Here is a 15,913-nt window from a genome sequence, read left to right as displayed (position 1 = left end):
TACATGTTCCGTCTTGAGACAGAAGTGGACAAAGGGCGGCGCACCCTGCTCAGCCGGCGACTGCGCGACGACAACACAGCCGGCTCCCCTGAGCTCCGCGTGCTGCGCACCGACCCCGCCGGGCAGGAACTCCCGCTGGAAGTGTGGGTACTTGACGAGCTGGGCGCCGTCGCCGGTGGTCTGACCGGCCGCACCTGGGCGTACTGGCTTCATGTGGACCAGCTCTGGGTCGATGCCCGCCACCGCGGCTGCGGCCTCGGCTCACGGCTGCTCGCCGAGGCGGAACGGGTGGCCGGGGCCGACCGGGCCTGCACCCGCTCCCGGCTGGAGACCTGGGGTTTCCAGGCGCCGGACTTCTACCGGAAGCGGGGCTACGAGGTGAGCGGGCAGGTCGAGAACTACCCGCCCGGAGTCACCGAATTCATCCTGACCAAGAACCTCAGCTGAGGCGTCGGGCACCCGCCGAAGGAACGGCGGGGAAGATCCGCGGCGCCGCGTACCCCGCCGAAGCGAACGCCTCCAGCACGGACTTGGCGACCGTGTCCGCCTGCGCCTCGTCCACCAGCACGATCGCCGAGCCGCCGAAGCCACCGCCGGTCATCCGCGCACCGAGAGCCCCGGCCTCGCCCGCCGCCGAAACCACCAGGTCCAACTCCGGGCAGGAGACCCGCAGATCGTCGCGGAGCGAGACGTGCCCCGCGTCGAGGACCGGGCCCGCGCCCCGCACATCGCCCGCGTCGAGCAGCGCGATGACCTGCTCCACCCGCTCGTTGTCGCTGACCACATGGCGTACGTATCGCACCACGGACTCGTCGACCCCGGCCTCGGCCAGGGTGTCCAGGGCCGCGCCGAGACCCTCGTACGGGAGCTCGCGCAGCGTTCGCAGGCCGAGCGCGGCCGCTCCCGCCTCGCAGCCGGCCCGCCGCTCGGCGTACGCGCCGTCGCCGAGCGCGTGCTTGACCTGGGTGTCCACGACCAGCAGCCGCAGCCCGTGGGCGGCCAGGTCGAAGGGGACCTGGCGCTGAGTGAGGTCGCGGGTGTCGAGGTACAGCGCGTGGCCCTCGGTGCAGCAGGCGGATGCCATCTGGTCCATGACCCCGCACGGCACGCCGACGAACGCGTTCTCGGCGCGCTGGCCGATGACCGCCATCTCCGAGGCTGAGAGCCCCAGTTCGAAGAGGTCGTTCAGGGCCAGCGCGGTGACGACTTCGAGGGCCGCGGAGGAGGAGAGCCCGGCGCCGGTGGGGACGGTGGAGGTCAGCTGGATGTCCGCCCCGGTGACCGGGTGACCGGCCTCGCGCAGCGCCCAGACGACTCCGGCCGGGTACGCCGCCCAGCCGTGCCCCTGGTGCGGGGCCAGTTCGTCGACCCGGAGCCGGACGACACCGCCCGGTACGTCGGTCGAGTGGAGCCGCAGCTCGCCGTCGGTGCGGCGGGCGACGGCGGCCCGCGCGGTGTGCGGCAGCGCGAGCGGCATCACGAAACCGTCGTTGAAGTCGGTGTACTCGCCGATCAGATTCACTCGGCCGGGCGCCGCCCAGACCCCTTCGGGGGCACTCCCGTACAGCTCGGTGAAGGCGGCGGCCGGCTCACTGTTCTCGGTCATGGGGTGGTGGACTCCTCTCGGCGGGCGAACGTCCAGGCGTCGGAGACGATTCCGGCCAGGTCCGCGCGCGACGGCGTCCAGCCGAGCCGCTCCCTGGCAGTGGTGGCGGAGGCGACCAGCACTGCGGGGTCACCGGTGCGGCGCGGGGCCGCGGTCTCGGGGACCGGGTGGCCGGTGACCTCGCGGACTGTCTCGATGACCTCGCGCACCGAGAAGCCGTTGCCGTTGCCGAGGTTGCAGATCAGGTGCTCGCCCTCGGTGGCCGCGTCCAGGGCCAGCAGGTGGGCCTCGGCGAGATCGGCGACATGGATGTAGTCGCGGACGCAGGTGCCGTCGGGGGTCGGGTAGTCGTCGCCGTACACGGAGATCGACTCGCGCTGTCCGAGGGCGACCTGGAGGACCAGCGGGATGAGGTGCGACTCGGGACTGTGTCGCTCCCCGCAACTGCCGTACGCCCCGGCCACGTTGAAGTAGCGCAGCGAGACGGCGGCCAGTCCGTGCGCGGCCGCCTCGCCGCTGATCATGTGGTCGACGGCGAGCTTGGTGGCGCCGTAGGGGTTGGTGGGCGCGGTCGCGTCGGACTCCGTGATGGGGGTGGTGACCGGTTCGCCATAGGTCGCGGCGGTGGAGGAGAAGACCAGGGTCCGCACCCCGGCGTCCCGCATCGCGGCGAGCAGCGCCACGGAGCCCCCGACGTTGTTCACCCAGTACTTCTCCGGGTCCACGACGGACTCGCCGACCTGCGAGTACGCGGCGAAGTGCAGCACCCCGTCGTAGGAGGGGTCCAGCCACTTCGCCGCGTCCTGGATGCGGCCCTCGATGAACTCGGCCCCGGCCGGGACGCCCTCCCGGAACCCGGTCGAGAGGTCGTCGAGGACGGTGACCGCGTGACCGGCCTCCAGCAGATGCTGGGCGACCACGCTGCCGACATAACCCGCGCCACCCGTGACCAGGTACTTCTTCTGGGGCTTGCTCACTCGCTCGCTACCTCTCGCAGTCGCTGGGCCGCGGCCTCCGGCGGCACATCGTTGATGAACACATTCATGCCGGATTCGGAACCCGCGAGGAACTTCAGCTTGCCGGAGGTGCGTCGAATGGTGAAAAGCTCCAGATGGAGCCCGAAGTCCTGCCGCCCCGGGACACGGAACGGCGCCTGGTGCCAGGCCGAGATGTACGGGGTCGGCGGCTCGCCGGGGCCGAAGATCCGGTCGAATCGCCTCAAGAGTTCCAGATAGATCTGTGGGAACTCCGTGCGCGCGGCCTCGTCGAGTTCCCTCAGGTCGGGGACGCGGCGGCGGGGGTGGAGGTGGACCTCGTACGGCCAGTGCGCCGCGTACGGCACGAAGGCGACCCAGTGCTCGCCACTGATCACGATCCGCGAGCCTTCCTTCTCCTCGCGGGCCACGACGTCGTCGAAGAGGTTGCGGCCGGTCTCGGCGCGGTGGGCCTCCATCGAGCGGAGCATCAGCTCGGTGCGCGGGGTGACGAAGGGATAGCCGTAGATCTGACCGTGCGGATGGCCGAGCGTGACGCCGATCTCGGCGCCCCGGTTCTCGAAGCAGAACACCTGCTTGACCTGCGGCAGCTCGGCGAGTTCGGCGGTGCGGTCGGTCCATGCCTCCAGGACCAGGGCGGCCTGGTCCTCGGTGAGGTCCGCGAACGACGCGTCGTGGTCGGAGGTGAAGCACACGACCTCGCAGCGGCCGGAGTCACCGGCGAGCGAGGGGAAGCGGTTCTCGAAGACGGCGACGTCGTAGTCCGCCTCGGGGATCTCACTCAGCCGACCGTCCCGCGAGGGGCAGAGCGGGCACTCGTCGGCCGGCGGGTGGTAGATGCGGCCCTGGCGGTGCGAGGCGATGGCGACGCTGTCACCGCGAAACGGGTCACGGCGAATCTCGGAAGAGGTCGAGACGGCATCGAGGGGCCGCCGGTCGACGGCGTCGCGCACGACATCGTCACGACTGTCGTAGTAGAGCAGCTCCCGGCCGTCGGCGAGCGTCGTAGCCGTCTTCTTCACCAGATTCCTCCAAACACAACCAAACACAATGAATCACAAGTCAACATACGCGTCAATGGTGATCACGGCTCGAGAGATGCGCGCACAGGGGTCCGGAATCCGGGTCTGCCCGTGCGTGTGAGCTGAGGGAAAGTGTTCAGTTCTTGAACACAAACGGGGTGATCGTCACCATCGCCGGGATCAACCCGTCCGAGGCGGCCAGGGAGTCCACATCAACCTGTAGACCGGCTGGGAGGGGCGGTTGCCGCGTTCGACGTGATGACAGTGCGAGACGCACCGCCTTCAGCAGAGGCCCGGCGACATCACCCGATGCCGTCGGGCCCCTGCTTGTCCAGCGGCACCGCCCGGTCCAGCAGCCCCGTGCGGGCCGCGAGCGCCGCGGCCTCCAGCCGGGAGCCGACGCCCAGCTTCATCAACACCCGCTGCACATGTGTACGCGCGGTGCTCGACGCGATCCGCATCCCGGCCGCGATCAGCCGGGTGTCCTCGCCCTCGGCGACCCGGATCAGGACCTCGACCTCGCGCGGGGTGAGCATCTGCAGCAGCCGCTGCCCCTCGTCGTCCGGCGCCGCGACCGGATTGAGCAGCTCGGCGAAGGCGCCCTGGAGCATTTGCGGCGCCACCGCGGCCTCTCCGGCTCGCGCCTTGACCATCGCCCGTTCGACGCCCTCCATGCGCTCGTCGTGCCGGACATATCCCGCGGCGCCTGCCGCGAAAGCCGCCGCGATCCCGCGCGGGCTGGGCACGGGCCCGAGCACCACCACGGCCACCTGAGGGCGCTCGCGCCGGATCCGTACGATCGGGTCGAAGGCGCCGGGTTCGGCAGGTGCCGCGGTGCCGAACAGGCAGACCTCCGGCGCTCTGCTGACCACCAGCTCCGCCGCCCCCGAAGTCGGCGCGGCCGCCGCGAGCACTCGGTGGCCCCGCAGTTTCAACGCCGAGGCGAGCGCCTCGGCGAGCAGTCGGTGATCATCGACCACCATGAGCCGCACGCCCATCGAGCACACCCCCATAGCAACGGCACCAGGCCCCCCGGCCCGCCCTGACCCGGCAAGCTACACGCTTGTTCGACGTTCCGGACCCCTAACCCGGCAGAAGGCCCCCGGAGTGTCGGATTATGTGCCATTCAGGGCCGCTCGACGGGCGGAAAACGATCGGCCCTGCCGGTCGAATGATCGACCGGCAGGGCCGGGTCACAGGTACTGCGTACGGATCAACTGGTGCCGAAGGAGACGGCGAGGTACTCCTTGTCGGTCAGCGAGGCCCCGCCCCCCTTGCTGATCATCGTCTGGGAGATGCACAGCCGGCCACCGGAGTAGAGCATCTCGGAGTACTCCCCGGTAAAGCTGGTCTCGGCGTCGCGGGCGGACTTCTCGCTCGGGTTCTCCATCAGCACGGTCTGCTTGAAGGTGGCGCCGTCGATGGAGATGATCTGGCCGCCCTTGTCGTACGGGGGCGTCTTGTACGCGATGATGTTGCCGCCGTCCATGCGGAGCGGGAACATCGTGTAGCGCTCGCCCGCATCTGCCCGGTCACTGGTCGGCTTGCCCGTGGTGAGGTCGAAGGAGACGATCTCGTTGGTGTCGCCGTACTCGCCGGTGCCCTCGTGGCCCTCGGTCGGCACGTAGATGCGGTTGTTGCCAACGGCCAGTTTCCGGCAGCTCTCGACCTCGGTGGATTCGCAGCGCGCGGCGTACTTCTCGCCGCCCGCCGCGATCCTGGTGAGCAGTTTGCCGGTGGAGGCGTCGATCGAGAAGAAGTCCGAGATGCCGCTGCCGTCACCGGCGGTGCCGCCGACGTCGGCCGCGACGACCAGCGGCTTGGTGGAGACGATACTCGCGTATTCGACACCGGGTGGCATCTTGTAGGAGGAGAGCGGGGCGCCGGTGGTCGGGTTCAGCGCCTGGATGACGAGCTGCGGGTCGTCGTGCGCACCGCACCTGCGGACGGCGGCGAGCGCCTCGCCACCGGCGTAGCCCGCGTCCAAGCAGCCGTCGGTGGAGACCTTGGGCTTCCAGCGCTCGGCACCGGTGTTCAGGTCGAACGCCGCGCCGCCCTCCAGGCCGGCCGCGGCGACCGTGGTGCCGCTGAGCGTGACCCCGTGGTACCTGACCGGCTCGTCACCGCTGGTGGAGGCGGTCACCGACTTGCTCCACATCAGCTTGCCGGTGTTCAGGTCGATCGCACCGACCTGGTTGCACGGCTGGTACTTCTTGGCCTTGGTCGGCTTGGCCTCCTCGAAGGCGATGGCCGTCTTGTAGTCCTTGGACATGTGCCGGGAGGCGGCGCAGACCTGGCCCGCCAGCGGGATGGACCACAGCTTGGTGCCCTTGACCGCGTCATAGCCGACGATCTCGTTCAAGCCGGTCTTCACATACGCCTTGTCGGTCAGCCAGGAACCGTCGACCATGGTGATGTCATCGACCTTCGGCTCCGGCAACTGGAACACGACCCTGGACTTGGGGTCCGCCGGTGCCTTCTCCTTGCCTCCGCCACCGACAGCGCCGCCCTGGCCGCCGTCCTTGCCCTCGGCGGTGCCGCCGCTGGACTGGGCCGCCTCGTCCTTCTTGCCGTCGTCACCACCGCTGGAGGAGAACCATATGCCCGCGGCGACTATCAGCACGATGGCGACCGACGCGGCGACGATGATCTGCATCTGGGTGGTGAACTTCTTGCCCCCGTTCCCGTTCTGCTGCGGCGGGTACGGCTGCTGCATCGGGCTGGTCGGGTATCCGTACCCCTGCTGCGGCGGCTGGCCGGGCGGCAGGCCCTGCGGGAATCCGTAACCCTGCTGCGGCTGGCCGGGCACGGGCGACTGCGGGTAGCCGTAACCGGGCTGCGGGGGCCGGCCCTGCGGGTAGCCGTAGCCCGGCTGCGGCGGCTGGCCCTGCGGGTAGCCGTAACCCGGGCCCGGCTGCTGCGGGGTGCCTGCGGGCGGCGGGGTCTGCGGGGCGCCGAATCCGCCCGCGGGCAGGGTGGCCGGCTGCTTGCCGAACGGGTCGGCGGGCGGCGGGGTCGGTGCGCCGAACCCGCCCGGCGGGGGGTCCTGCGGGGCACCGAATCCGCCCTGGGGCGGCTCATTGGGCGGCTGGGGGGGCTGCGTCATGGCGTACGTACCTCTGGGGAAAGGGAGTTGGTGGGTCGGGGCCGTCGAATGCCTGCGTGTGCCGTCAGTTGCCGAAGGCCATCATGGTCTTCGTCTCCAGCTCTTCCTCGTCGTTGCTCGCGCTGACCCGTCCGCTCGCGATGAAGGAACGGCCGTCCGCGTAGACGATCTTCGAGTTGTAGAAGAAGTTCTCGATCTGGGCCGTCGACACCGGATGCCGCAGCACCATCTGCGGCGTGCCACCGGTCGGTGCGAGGGTGGCGATCCCGCCGCCCTTGTTGTACCCGGCCTTCACGTAGAGCAGCACATTGCCGCCCTCCATGCGCAGTGGCTTCACCACGCGCCCGGCCGGGGCCGCGACCTTCCACTTGGACTTGCCGGTGTTCAGGTTGAACGCCACGACCTTGTTCGTGTCGGTGATGCCGCTGGAGTTCGGCGTGGTCGACATGTAAAACGTGTTGGCGTCGGCGGCGACACCGGTGCAACCGTCCAGGGACTTGCCGAAGATGGCGAAGGCATTGCCGCAGTCCGGCGCGAATTTGTCGCCCTTGTCACTGACGAGTCCGGAGCGGAGCGAGCCGTTCTCCTTGAGGGAGAGGACACTCCATTCCTTGTCCTTCTTCAGGGAAACCACCAGCGGGCTCACCGAGAAGACCCGGTCGATCTCCCATCCGCGCTTGGGCCGGTACGTCCACCGGGGCTTCCCCGTGACCGGGTCGAGCTCCTGGATCTGATGCTGGGGATTGTTGACGTCATCGGTGCGGCAGCTGGAGGCGGCGATCAGCTTGGGCCCGCCCGCGAAGGCGAACGGCTGGCAGTTGCCCGGCTGGTTGCCGAACAGCTCCTTGCCGTCACTGACCCGGAAGGCGTTGGAGTTGCCGGTGCGCCCGACCGCCACGGTGTCGCCGCTGATGGCCAGCGAGATGTCCGACATCATGTCCCAGATGCCGTTCTGTTTGATCGACTTCTTCCAGCCGGCCTTGCCGGTGTCGAGGTCGATCATCTGGAGGTCCGCGCAGTCCGCCTTGTCGGTGGTGCCGTTCTCGACCCCGATGACGATCTTGCCGTCGGTGGTGGGCTGCGAGGGCGCCGCGCACAGGTCGGCGGGCAGCTTCAGCGTCCACTTCCGCTTGCCGTCGGCCACGGAGTAGCCGGAGACGGTGCGGTACATGGCCTTGACGACCGTGTCGCCGACGACCCAGGGGCCGTACACGTCCGAGCCGTTGCCCGGCAGGTCGATGTCGTTCTTCTGCAGCCAGAGAACCTTCGCCTCACCCTCCTTGCGCCCGGCGTTGAGGTCGTCATCGGCTTCTCGGCCGTCGCCGTTGCCGTCGCCCTCGTTGACGGAGGGCGAGCTGCTCGGCTCGGCGTCGCCGCTCTTCTCCGCGACGGGCTTCTTGTCGTCGTCGCCCCCGCTCGTGGCGATGAAGATGCCGCCGCCGATCACCAGGAGCGCGACGGCCGCGGCGCCGATTATCAACGCGGGCTTACGCTTGGAGGAGTTGCCACCGCCCTGACCACCGGGGCCGCCGGGGGCCGGTGCGCCGGGGTACTGCTGCTGCGGGTAGCCGTAACCGGGCTGCGTCGGCTGACCGTACGGACCGGGCTGCTGGTTGTACGGACCCGGCTGCTGGGCATAGGGCCCCGGCTGCTGCTGGTTGTACGGGCCGGGCTGCTGGGGGTAGCCGTAACCGGGGGCCTGGCCCGGCGCCTGACCGGGCGTCTGCGAGTAGCCGTAGCCGGGCTGCGCGGGCGGCGGGGACTGCGGCGGACCACTCGGCGGCGGACCCTGGGGCGGCTGAGGACTCCCCTGCGGCAGCTCCTGCGGTGCGCCGAAGCCTCCCTGCGGCGGTTGCTGGCTGGGCGGCTGGGTCATCAGCACGTCCCCCTTCGTGCGGTCCGGTGCCCGTTCCGTTCTCCCCCGCGATTCCGCAGGGCTCGAAGAGTCCGACAGACCCCCTGAACTCCCCGGAAAGGAGCGAATCGGGCATGAATCCCGCGGCGTTACGACAGTCGAGCGGGGCTTCTTTGTACCACCCGCAACACCTCGGACACCGGGGCGGTCCATCCCCTGTTCCCAAGGGAGAACCGGCCCGTGATGCCCCCGTTACGCCTCGGGCCGTCAGCTGCCGAAGCCCACGATCGACCTCATCGACTTCTCCGCCTCGTCGTCGATCCCGCTGATCCTCGCCTGCACAAGGAAACAGCGCCCGTTCTCATAGGCGACCCGGGAACGGGAGAAGTCCCTTTCGACCGCGGCGGCCACCGCCGGGTGCCGCAGCACCATCTGCGGCGTACCACCCGTCGGCGGGAGGGACGCGATACCGCCGCCCTTGTTCTTCTCCGCCCCCACGTAGAGCAGCACATTGCCGCCCTCCATCCGCACCGGCATCATGGTCTGACCGGCCGGCGCCGCAGCCTTCCACTTGGTCCGACCGGTGTTCAGGTCGAAGGCCACGACGTTGTTGGTGGGATGGTCGGCCGCCGGGTCGGCCTTCGTCGCGAGGTAGACCGCCCGGTCGTCGGCCGTCACGCCGAGGCAGTTGTCGAGACTCTGGCCGTCGGTGAGGAGTTCATCGTCGCACTCCGTCACGTAGTCCTCGGTGCCACCGATCAGTTGGGAGCGGTAGGTGCCGTTCTCGTTGAGCACGAGGATGGCCCACTTGTCGTCCTGCTTCAGCGAGACGACCGGTGGGCTCGCCGAGTAGAACTGCGCGACCTGCCAGCCCTTCTTGACCTTGTACGTCCACCGGACCTTGCCGGTGACCGGGTCGATCCGCTGCACCTGCTGTTCCTTGTGGTCGTCGGCCGCCGTCTGACAACTGGCCGCGGCGATCCCCTGCGGGCCACTGGCGAAGCCGAACGGCTGGCAGTTCCCCGGCAGTTCGCCCCAGAGCACCTTGCCGTCACTGACCCGGTAGGCATCCGTCCTGGTGGTGCGCCCCACGGTCACGGTGTCGCCGTTGATCGCCATCGCGACATGGGAGAGCCCGTCCCAGAGGCCCTGGCGCTCGTACGTCTTGTGCCAGCCGGCCTTGCCGGTCGTGAGGTCGACCATCTGGAGCGCTTCGCAGGACGCCTGGTCCCCGTTGCCGGACTTGATCCCGAGGACGATCTTGCCGTCGGCGGTGGCCTGCGAGGGCGCCGCGCACAGGTCCGACGGCATACGCAGGCTCCACTTCTGGCTGCCGTCGGTGACCGAATAACCGGAGAGCGTGTGGAACATGGCCTTGACGATGGTGTCGCCGACGATCCAGGGGCCGTACACGTCCGAGCCGTTGAGCGGCAGGTCGACGCCGCCCTCCTGGAGCCAGAGGACCTTCGCCTCGCCCGGCTTGCGCTTGGCGTTGAGCGCGTCGGCCTCCGCACGGAGGTCGTGCGTGCCCTGGTCCTGGCCCTTGGCCTTGCCGTCGCCCCCGCCGCCGGTGGAGTCCGGCCCGGGGTCGGTGCTCGCCTTTGCCGTGGGCTTCGACCCGTCGTCGCCCCCACTCGTGACGAACCAGATGCCACCGCCGGCCAGCAGCACCACCGCGAGCGCGGCAGCGATGACCGCACCGCGCCTGCGCCGGAAGAACCCTCCGCCACCGGGCTGCGGAGGCTGCTGCGACTGCTGCTGCTGCTGCGGGTAGCCGTATCCGGGCTGCGGCTGCCCCGGATAGCCGTACGGACCCGGCTGCGTGGGTGCGTCGTACGGACCGGGCTGCTGAACGCCGTACGGGCCCGGCTGCGCGGGCGCACCGTACGGACCCGGCTGCGCAGGCGCACCGTACGGACCCGGCTGCGCGGGCGCACCGTACGGCCCCGCGGCCTGAACGGGCGGCGGCACGGGGCCGTATCCGGAAGGTGGTGGTGGCGACGGCTGAACCGCCCCCGGCGGCGGATCGTACGGAGCCCCAAAGCCTCCCTGCGGCGGTTGCTGGCCGGGCGGCTGGGTCATCAGCACATCCCCCTTCGTGCGGACCGATCCGGCATCTGTACCTGTGCCGGGCGAGCTTTCTTTCTATCACCCGCCCCCACAGGCCCCACCGGTCACGCCGAAGGCACCGCAGCGGTCAGGCGTCCTCGGCCAGTTCCAGCCAGCGCATCTCCAACTCATCGCGCTCAGAAACCAGTTCACGCAGCTCCGCGTCCAGCTTCGCCACCTTCTCGAAGTCCGTGGCGTTCTCCGCGATCTGTGCGTGCAGCACGGTCTCCCGCGTCGACATCTTGTCGAGCTGCCGCTCCACCTTCTGCAGTTCCTTCTTCGCCGCACGTGCGGCCTGCGGGGAGACGCTCGCGGCCGGCGCGGCCTTCTCCTTCGCCGCCGCGGGTGCGGCGGAGGGGGTGGCCGCCTCCTCCATCCGCTGCCTGCGCTCCAGGTACTCGTCGATCCCGCGCGGCAGCATCCGCAGCGTGCGGTCGCCGAGCAGCGCCATCACCCGGTCCGTGGTCCGCTCGATGAAGAACCGGTCGTGGGAGATCACGATCATCGATCCGGGCCAGCCGTCGAGGAGGTCCTCCAGCTGGGTCAGGGTCTCGATGTCGAGGTCGTTGGTGGGCTCGTCGAGGAAGAGGACGTTCGGCTCGTCCATCAGCAGGCGCAGGATCTGGAGCCGGCGCCGCTCACCGCCCGAGAGGTCACCGACCGGGGTCCACTGCTTCTCCTTCGAGAAGCCGAACTGCTCGCAGAGCTGGCCCGCGGTCATCTCCCGGCCCTTGCCCAGGTCGACCCGGTCCCGTACCTGCTGGACCGCTTCGAGCACCCGCAGGTTCGGGTTGAGCTCGTGGACCTCCTGGGAGAGGTAGGCCAGCTTGACGGTCTTGCCGACGACGACCTTCCCGGCGGCGGGCTGCGCGTCGCCCTGTGTGCGGGCCGCTTCGGCGAGCGCCCGCAGCAGCGAGGTCTTGCCCGCGCCGTTGACCCCGACCAGGCCGATCCGGTCGCCGGGGCCGAGCTGCCAGGTGAGGTGGGTGAGCAGCGTCTTGGGTCCTGCCTGGACGGTCACGTCCTCCAGGTCGAAGACGGTCTTGCCGAGCCGGGCGTTGGCGAACTTCATCAGCTCGCTGGTGTCGCGCGGCGGCGGCACATCGGCGATCAGTTCATTGGCCGCCTCGATGCGGTAGCGCGGCTTGGAGGTACGGGCGGGGGCGCCGCGGCGCAGCCAGGCCAGCTCCTTGCGCATCAGGTTCTGCCGCTTGGACTCCTCGGTCGCGGCGATGCGCTCCCGCTCGGCCCGCGCGAAGACGTAGTCGCTGTAGCCGCCCTCGTACTCATGGACCGTGCCGCGCTGGACGTCCCACATGCGCGTACAGACCTGGTCGAGGAACCAGCGGTCGTGGGTGACGCAGACGAGCGCCGAGCGGCGTGCCCGCAGATGGCCGGCCAGCCAGGAGATGCCTTCGACGTCGAGGTGGTTGGTCGGCTCGTCGAGGACGATCAGGTCCTGCTCGGCGATGAGCAGCTTTGCCAGCGCGATCCGGCGCCGCTCGCCTCCGGAGAGCGGGGCGATGACGGTGTCCAGGCCGTGCTCGAAGCCCGGCAGGGCGAGCCCGCCGAAGAGTCCGGTGAGCACATCGCGGATCTTTGCGCTGCCCGCCCACTCGTGGTCGGCAAGGTCGCCGATCACCTCGTGGCGGATGGTCGCCTCGGGGTCGAGCGAGTCGTGCTGGGTGAGGACGCCGAGGCGCAGCCCGCCACTGTGGGTGACGCGGCCGCTGTCCGCGTCCTCCAGCCTGGCGAGCATCCGGATGAGGGTCGTCTTGCCGTCGCCGTTACGGCCCACGACACCGATCCGGTCCCCCTCGGACACACCCAGGGACACACCATCGAGCAGGGCACGGGTGCCGTACACCTTGCTGACCTGCTCGACATTGACCAGATTGACGGCCATTTCACTCCTGCCCGGGGGGTCGATCGACGTCCCAGGGTAGTCGGCTCGCGGCTGCGATAGCGTGCGGCAATCGATCAAGGGGCGGGGGCCCCGGTCGGAAGATCTTCGAACATCTCAGGGGTGGGGATTCCAGTGGGGACTTCAATGGGGACTTCGACGGTGCGTGACACCGTGCGGAACGCTGTCCGAGGGCCGGTGCGGGGCATGGTTCCGGCGGCACTGCTGGCGACGCTTGTGCTGGCCGGCTGTTCGTCGGCGTCGCAGGATGCGGGGGCCGTGGCCGAGAAGCCCGGCAGCGGGAAGCCGTCGCAGAAGACCGGGGCGGCCGGGAAGACCGCCGTCGAGGGAGGCACGGTCGGCAGCCGCGGCTCGGCCTGCCCGCTGCCCGTGACCTTCGACCTCGCGGCATCGTGGAAGCCGAAGGCCGTCCACGTCGATCCGGACTCCGAGCTCGGGGCCGCGCTCGGCGTGCAGGGCGGGGTCACCATGGTCTGCGAGATCGACGCGAAGCCGGCGGGGAACATCGGGTATCTGCGGGTGTGGCAGGGCGAGAAGCCCGGCCGCACCCCGCGCCAGGTCCTGGAGGCGTTCATCGCCGACGAGGACAGCGCCGAAAAGGTCACGTACGGCGAGACCAGGGTCGGTGACCTGGCCGCGGCCGAGGTCGGCTACACGGTCAGGAGCAAGCTGCTGGACGAGCTCAAGAAGCAGCGGGCCTTCGCCGTCGCCACCCCGGACGGGCCGGTCGTGGTCCATCTGGGCGGGATGGACTCCGAGGAGCACGAGGCGATGCTCCCGGCGTACGAGCTGGCCAAGAAGAGCCTGCGACTCGGCTGACCGGCCGGGCGGCGCCGCCCGGCCGGCCCGGCTCACAGGACCGTGGCGCCCGGCGCCGGGGACACCGCGGCCCGTGCGTTCCTGCATGTCCCCGAGGTGATCAGCGCCTCGGCCACCTTCCGCGCCGACTCCGCGTCCGCCACCAGGAACGCGGTGGTCGGCCCGGAGCCCGAGACCAGGGCAGCCAGGGCGCCGGCCTCGGTGCCCGCGGCGAGGGTGTCGGCGAGGGAGGGGCGCAGGGAGAGCGCGGCGGGCTGGAGGTCGTTGCTCAGGGCGCCCGCGAGAGCCGTGGCGTCACCGGTCCGCAGCGCGTCCAGAAGTGCGGCGGACGCGGCAGGATCCGGGACGTCCGTACCGGCCGTGAGCCGGTCGAACTCGCCGTAGACGGCCGGGGTGGAGAGCCCGCCGTCGGCAACCGCGAAGACCCAGTGGAAGGTTCCGCCGACGTCGATCGCGGTCAACTGCTCGCCGCGTCCGACGCCGAGAGCCGCGCCGCCGACCAGGCTGAACGGCACGTCACTGCCCAGCTCCGCGCAGATGGCGAGGAGCTCCTCCCGGCCGGCACCGGTGGACCAGAGGGTGTCGCAGGCCAGCAGGGCGGCCGCACCGTCGGCGCTGCCGCCCGCCATGCCGCCCGCGACGGGTATGTCCTTGGCGATGTGGATGTGCACATCGGGTGCGATGCCGTGCCGTTCGGCCAGTGCGATCGCGGCGCGGGCGGCGAGGTTCGTCGCGTCCAGCGGGACCTTGGCGGCGTCCGGGCCCGAGCAGGTGACGCGCAGTTCGTCGGCGGGGGTGACGGTGACCTCGTCGTACAGGCCGACGGCGAGGAAGACATTGGCCAGGTCGTGGAAGCCGTCGGGGCGCGGGGCGCCGACCGCGAGCTGGACGTTGACCTTGGCGGGTACGCGGACGGTGACGCTCACTCGCCACTCCCGGAGGGCTTGTTCTCGGCAATGGCGGCGAACTCCTCGACCGTCAGCGCCTCGCCGCGGGCCTGCGGCGAGATCCCGGCCGCGACCAGGGCCGCTTCTGCGGCGGGCGCGGAGCCCGCCCAGCCGGCCAGGGCCGCCCGCAGCGTCTTGCGGCGCTGGGCGAAGGCCGCGTCGACAACCGCGAAGACCTCGCTCCTGCTCGCACTCGTCGTGATCGGCTCGGTGCGCCGGACCAGCGAGACCAGACCGGAGTCGACGTTCGGGGCGGGCCAGAAGACATTGCGGCCGATGGACCCGGCCCGCTTGACGTTCGCGTACCAGTTGGCCTTCACCGACGGCACGCCGTAGACCTTGTTGCCCGGCCTGGCGGCCAGCCGGTCGGCGACCTCGGCCTGGACCATGACGAGGGTCCGTTCGATGGACGGGAAGCGCTCCAGCATGGTCAGCAGGACCGGCACGGCGACGTTGTACGGAAGGTTCGCGACCAGCGCGGTCGGCGCCGGGCCCGGCAGCTCCCGGACCAGCATCGCGTCGGAGTGCACCAGGGCGAACCGGTCGGCGCGCCCCGGCATCCGGGCGGCGACCGTGGCCGGCAGGGCGCCCGCCAGCACGTCGTCGATCTCGACGGCGACGACCCGGTCCGCCGCCTCCAGCAGCGCCAGGGTCAACGAGCCGAGCCCCGGACCGACCTCGACGACGACATCGTCCGGGCGCACCTCCGCCGTCCGCACGATCCTGCGGACCGTGTTGGCGTCGATGACGAAGTTCTGACCGCGCTGCTTGGTCGGGCGTACGCCCAGCTTGGCGGCCAGTTCGCGGATGTCTGCGGGGCCCAGGAGGGCATCGGGCTCAGTGGTGCTCACCCGGTAAGCCTACGGCCGCGGCGCGGCCGGGGGCTCGCCCCCGTTGCGCGTACGGCCTCCCGCTCCGCCGCCTCCGCTACCTCCACGCCCGGACGACGACCTCGTCGCCGTCCGCGAGTGAGCTGCCGAGGGCAGGGGTGACGGAGTCGTGGGCGGTGAGGGTGACCCCCTGGTCGGCGAGGAGTTCGTCGACGTCGTCCGCGAAGGTGTGCAGGGTGCGGGGCGTGCCGTCGACGTCGAGCGTCACCGCCTTGTCGCAGGCCACGAACGCGGTGGTGCCACCGGCCAGGAACGCGACGACGAGGGCCTGCGGGACGAGGCGGCGCAGGCTCTCGGGGCGGACGGGGACCTTGCGCCGCCGGGCGGCCCGGCGCGCCTCCGCCCGGCCGCCGTTGGTGCCGGGGAGGGCCGGCCGGCCGGGCAGGGGCGTATCGACGACTGTCGGGACACGGACCGCCCAGGCGGCGAGCGTCAGCTGCTCATGGAGCGGTACGGATGCGGCGGCCGGGAGACGGGCGGGCGGCATCGCCACCGCCGTACGCCCCCTGCCGCGTGCTGCACGGTGACTGCCCTTCGAATTGCTCACGACGCTCCAGAGGATCCGATCGGCCGGCTCGCCTGATGGCGCCCGGGACGATAGCGGAGCATCGGCAACTCTCCAAAACGGCTCAACTACACA

The 15,913-nt window shown here is 70.5% G+C and carries 13 protein-coding genes; 2 read left to right on the top strand and 11 right to left on the bottom strand.

The genetic code is table 11. The annotated features are described in order from the left end of the window. The first annotated feature begins 3 nt into the window (after window positions 1–3). Entirely contained in the window at window positions 4–447 is a 444-nt protein-coding gene (locus OG953_RS25835; protein WP_405687212.1) for a GNAT family N-acetyltransferase, read from the top strand. On the opposite strand, the gene galK is transcribed toward OG953_RS25835, so the two are convergent. From galK to OG953_RS25795, 8 genes are all read right to left on the bottom strand, one after another. Next, window positions 440–1,606, bottom strand: a complete 1,167-nt coding sequence (gene galK / locus OG953_RS25830; RefSeq protein ID WP_405687210.1) for a galactokinase — start codon at window positions 1,604–1,606, stop codon at window positions 440–442. The two genes, OG953_RS25835 and galK, sit on opposite strands and share 8 nt — an antisense overlap. Then, window positions 1,603–2,583 (bottom strand): UDP-glucose 4-epimerase GalE, encoded by a 981-nt coding sequence (gene galE, locus OG953_RS25825; protein WP_405687209.1) that lies wholly within the window; start codon window positions 2,581–2,583, stop codon window positions 1,603–1,605. The genes galK and galE overlap by 4 nt, the downstream gene beginning before the upstream one ends. Continuing rightward, the gene (galT, locus tag OG953_RS25820) at window positions 2,580–3,623 is read right to left on the bottom strand and encodes a galactose-1-phosphate uridylyltransferase (protein WP_405687208.1); all 1,044 of its coding nucleotides are present in this window, start codon (window positions 3,621–3,623) and stop codon (window positions 2,580–2,582) included. The genes galE and galT overlap by 4 nt, the downstream gene beginning before the upstream one ends. 302 nt (window positions 3,624–3,925) lie before the next feature. Then, entirely contained in the window at window positions 3,926–4,621 is a 696-nt protein-coding gene (locus tag OG953_RS25815) for a LuxR C-terminal-related transcriptional regulator (protein ID WP_405687207.1), read from the bottom strand. 215 nt (window positions 4,622–4,836) lie between these two features. Beyond that, window positions 4,837–6,729 (bottom strand): PQQ-binding-like beta-propeller repeat protein, encoded by a 1,893-nt coding sequence (locus tag OG953_RS25810; RefSeq protein ID WP_405687206.1) that lies wholly within the window; start codon window positions 6,727–6,729, stop codon window positions 4,837–4,839. Window positions 6,730–6,793: 64 nt separating this feature from the next. Continuing rightward, window positions 6,794–8,605 carry a PQQ-binding-like beta-propeller repeat protein gene (locus OG953_RS25805; protein WP_405687204.1) on the bottom strand — a complete coding sequence of 604 codons (1,812 nt, stop codon included), beginning with the start codon at window positions 8,603–8,605 and terminating at the stop codon, window positions 6,794–6,796. A gap of 246 nt (window positions 8,606–8,851) precedes the next feature. Continuing rightward, window positions 8,852–10,666 carry a collagen-like protein gene (locus tag OG953_RS25800; protein WP_405687203.1) on the bottom strand — a complete coding sequence of 605 codons (1,815 nt, stop codon included), beginning with the start codon at window positions 10,664–10,666 and terminating at the stop codon, window positions 8,852–8,854. A 115-nt stretch (window positions 10,667–10,781) separates the two neighbouring features. Further along, entirely contained in the window at window positions 10,782–12,599 is a 1,818-nt protein-coding gene (locus OG953_RS25795) for an ABC-F family ATP-binding cassette domain-containing protein (protein ID WP_405687202.1), read from the bottom strand. Window positions 12,600–12,803: 204 nt separating this feature from the next. Here OG953_RS25795 and OG953_RS25790 point away from each other — a divergent pair, with 204 nt between their 5' ends. After that, a complete protein-coding gene (locus tag OG953_RS25790; RefSeq protein ID WP_405687201.1) occupies window positions 12,804–13,436 on the top strand; it encodes a lipoprotein in 633 nt (210 codons plus the stop codon). Between the two features lie 32 nt (window positions 13,437–13,468). On the opposite strand, the gene OG953_RS25785 is transcribed toward OG953_RS25790, so the two are convergent. The 3 genes from OG953_RS25785 to OG953_RS25775 all read right to left on the bottom strand — a co-directional run bounded on the left by OG953_RS25785 (window position 13,469) and on the right by OG953_RS25775 (window position 15,820). Beyond that, complete coding sequence (locus OG953_RS25785; RefSeq protein ID WP_405687200.1) at window positions 13,469–14,362, bottom strand: 4-(cytidine 5'-diphospho)-2-C-methyl-D-erythritol kinase; 894 nt, start codon at window positions 14,360–14,362, stop codon at window positions 13,469–13,471. After that, window positions 14,359–15,234 carry a 16S rRNA (adenine(1518)-N(6)/adenine(1519)-N(6))-dimethyltransferase RsmA gene (gene rsmA, locus OG953_RS25780; RefSeq protein ID WP_405687197.1) on the bottom strand — a complete coding sequence of 292 codons (876 nt, stop codon included), beginning with the start codon at window positions 15,232–15,234 and terminating at the stop codon, window positions 14,359–14,361. Before rsmA ends, OG953_RS25785 begins: the two co-directional genes overlap by 4 nt. A 76-nt stretch (window positions 15,235–15,310) precedes the next feature. After that, the gene (locus OG953_RS25775; protein WP_405687195.1) at window positions 15,311–15,820 is read right to left on the bottom strand and encodes a ubiquitin-like domain-containing protein; all 510 of its coding nucleotides are present in this window, start codon (window positions 15,818–15,820) and stop codon (window positions 15,311–15,313) included. Between the last annotated feature and the right edge of the window lie 93 nt (window positions 15,821–15,913).

The organism is Streptomyces sp. NBC_00057 (genome assembly GCF_045041165.1).
In the GTDB taxonomy this organism is placed as follows: Bacteria; Actinomycetota; Actinomycetes; order Streptomycetales; family Streptomycetaceae; genus Streptomyces.
Note: the sequence above shows the minus strand (reverse complement) of the source record. Positions and strands in the feature narration are given on the sequence as shown.